General features: G+C 66.5%; 3 protein-coding genes and 1 pseudogene. 3 read left to right on the top strand and 1 reads right to left on the bottom strand.

The window, feature by feature from the left end:
• The 3 genes and pseudogenes from JV551A3_RS11600 to cobA all read left to right on the top strand — a co-directional run.
• A pseudogene (locus JV551A3_RS11600) lies at positions 1–211 on the top strand (MFS transporter); the annotation flags it as partial.
• A 9-nt stretch (positions 212–220) separates the two neighbouring features.
• Complete coding sequence (locus JV551A3_RS11595) at positions 221–1891, top strand: bifunctional protein-serine/threonine kinase/phosphatase (protein ID WP_133978698.1); 1671 nt, start codon at positions 221–223, stop codon at positions 1889–1891.
• 25 nt (positions 1892–1916) lie between these two features.
• The gene (cobA, locus tag JV551A3_RS11590) at positions 1917–2657 is read left to right on the top strand and encodes a uroporphyrinogen-III C-methyltransferase (protein ID WP_133978696.1); all 741 of its coding nucleotides are present in this window, start codon (positions 1917–1919) and stop codon (positions 2655–2657) included.
• Positions 2658–2848: 191 nt separating this feature from the next.
• Here cobA and JV551A3_RS11585 read toward each other — a convergent pair.
• On the bottom strand, positions 2849–3059 hold a 211-nt coding region (locus JV551A3_RS11585; RefSeq protein WP_133978694.1), incomplete at its 5' end, for an OmpA family protein.

The raw sequence follows: 3059 nt of genomic DNA, 5'->3' as shown, positions 1-3059 counted from the left end.
GATGACCGGGCTGATCGGCATGGCCGGCGGCATCGGAGGCTTCCTGCTGGCCGCCGGGCTTGGCACCATCAAGCAGCACACCGGTGACTACCAACTGGGGCTGTGGCTGTTCGCCAGCCTGGGCTTGCTGGCCTGGTTCGGCCTGCACGGCGTGAAACAGCGCTGGCGCACCACCTGGGGCTCGGCTGCGGTTACGGCGGCGCGAGTCTGAGGCACAGCCATGAGCCTGCAACTTAAGTTTGCCCAGGCCAGCGCCACCGGGCCTCGCGAGGAAAACCAGGACGCTCTGCGCCTGGTTACCCCGGCGCCGGAGCTGGCTGCCAGCAAGGGCTACCTGTTCGCCCTCGCCGACGGCGTCAGCCAGTGTGCCGATGGTGGCCTGGCCGCCCGTACCAGCCTGCAGGCGCTGGCCCTGGACTATTACGCCACCCCTGCGACCTGGAGCGTGGCCCAGGCACTCGACCGCCTGCTGCTGGCACAGAACCGCTGGTTGCGTGCCCAAGGCAGCGGCCAACCACTTTTGACCACCCTCAGCGCGCTGGTACTGCGTGGCCGGCGCTTTACCTTGGCCCACGTGGGGGACTGCCGCGCGTACCGCTGGCACGCCGGGCGCCTGCAATGCCTGAGCGAAGACCACGTATGGGACCAGCCCGGCATGCAGCATGTGCTGAAGCGCGCATTGGGCCTGGACCAGCACCTGCTGGTGGATTACCTGGAAGGCGAACTGCAACTGGGCGAGAGCTTTCTGCTGTTGAGCGACGGCGTATGGGCCAGCCTGGGCGACCAACACATCCAGGCGGTGCTGCGCGAGCAACCCGACCTGCAACTGGCCGTCGACACCCTGGTCGCCAGCGCGCACCTCAACGGCAGCCAGGACAACGCCAGTGCCTTGCTGGTGCAGGTCGAGCAACTGGGCACGGCCAACCTGGGCGACACCTTGGCGCAACTGCAGCAATGGCCGGTGCCCGGCCCGCTGCGTGAAGGCCAGGTAATCGATGGCTGGCAAACCGAAAAGCTGCTTTCACACAGCCGCCAGTCGCTGCTGTACCGGGTGCGCGATGGCCAGGGCCGAGCCTGGCTGCTGAAGACCCTGCCCGCCGCACGCGAGCAGGAGCCCGGCGCGGCACAAGGGCTGTTGCTGGAAGAATGGTTCCTGCGCCGTGTCGCTGGCCGGCACTTCCCCGAGCTGCACACCGCCAGCCAGCGCCAGCACCTGTACTACGTGATGCGCGAATACCCCGGCCAGAGCCTTGCAGCGCTGCTGGCCGAGCACGGCCCGTTGCCCATGCCGCAGTGGCTGGAGCTGGCCCGGCAACTGCTGCAGGCGGTCGGCGTATTGCACCGGCGTAACCTGCTGCACCGCGACATCAAGCCAGAGAACCTGCACCTGGGCAGCGATGGCCAGCTGCGCCTGCTGGACTTCGGCCTGGCCTACTGCCCGGGCTTGTCCGAAGACCCGCTGCACGAATTGCCGGGCACGCCGTCATACATTGCCCCGGAAGCATTCGATGGCCAACCGCCCAGCCCACGTCAGGACCTGTATGCCGTGGGGGTGACGCTGTATCACCTGCTGACCGGGCACTACCCCTACGGTGAAGTGGAGGCCTTCCAGCGCCCGCGCTTCGGCCAGCCGGTCAACGCCGCACGCTACCGCCCCGACCTGCCGGAATGGCTGCAGCACAACCTGCAGCAGGCATTGGCAGCCGACCCGGCGCAGCGCTTCGAAACCGCCGAACAATGGCTGCTGCTGCTCGAACGCGGCGACCGCCAGGAACTGCCCAGCCGGCCACGGCCGTTGCTGGAGCGCGAGCCACTGAAGGTATGGCGCACCCTGGCGCTGCTGTCCTTGCTGTTCAACCTGATATTGCTGCTCACCCTGCTCAAGGGCTGACCGCACCTTCGATGAGGAAACCCTGATGAATGCGAAAGTCTGGCTGGTTGGCGCTGGCCCTGGCGACCCAGAACTGCTCACCCTCAAGGCTGTACGCGCCTTGCAGCAAGCCGCAGTGGTGATGATCGACGACCTGGTCAACCCGCTGGTGCTGGAGCATTGCCCACAGGCCCGGGTGATTGCCGTGGGCAAGCGCGGCGGCTGCCGCTCCACGCCACAGGCGTTCATCCAGCGCCTGATGCTGCGCCATGCGCGGCAAGGGCGCTGCGTGGTGCGGCTCAAGGGCGGCGACCCATGCATCTTCGGCCGTGGCGGTGAAGAGGCGCTGTGGTTGCAGGGGCATGGCATCGAGGTGGAAGTGGTCAACGGCATCACCGCCGGCCTGGCCGGCGCCACGCAATGCGGGATTTCCCTGACCTCGCGAGGCGTAAGCCGGGGCGTGACGCTGGTCACGGCACATACCCAGGACGACAGCGAACTGAACTGGGCAGCCTTGGCCCAGGGCGGCACGACGCTGGTGGTGTACATGGGCGTGGCCAGGCTGGAGCAAGTGCGCCAAGGGTTGCTGGACGGGGGCATGGCAGCGGGCATGCCGGTGGCGATGATCGAGAATGCATCGTTGCCACAGCAGCGGGAGTGCAGGAGCGATGTGCGGGGGATGGTGGAGGATGCGCGCGAGTTTGGCTTGCGTAGCCCGGCGATACTGGTGATCGGGGAGGTGGTTGGTGAGCAGCAGACCCTGGGGCTGGTCGCGATCGCGGGCTGAACGCCGATCCCTGTAGGAGCAGCCTTGTGCTGCGAAGAGGCCATCGCCGCCACAGGAAGGCTTTGCCTGTACCGGCCCTTTCGCAGCACAAGGCTGCTCCTACAGGTCCAGTGCAAGCCTCGGAGCCGATACAAATCCCAGACAAAGAAAAACCCGGCCGAGGCCGGGTTTTTCATGAAGCTTCAAACCAATTACTTGGCCTGGGCTTCTACCTGAGCTTCAACGCGACGGTTGACAGCGCGGCCTTCTTCGGTGGCGTTGTCGGCAACCGGACGGGTTTCGCCGTAGCCAACCGAGTCAACACGGCTGGATTCCACGCCGTACTGCTGGGTCAGGACCTGCTTGACAGCGTTGGCACGACGCTCGGACAGCTTCTGGTTGTAAGCGTCTGGGCCGACGGAG

It is taken from the genome of Pseudomonas inefficax (assembly GCF_900277125.1).
GTDB lineage: Bacteria > Pseudomonadota > Gammaproteobacteria > Pseudomonadales > Pseudomonadaceae > Aquipseudomonas > Aquipseudomonas inefficax.
Note: the sequence above shows the minus strand (reverse complement) of the source record. Positions and strands in the feature narration are given on the sequence as shown.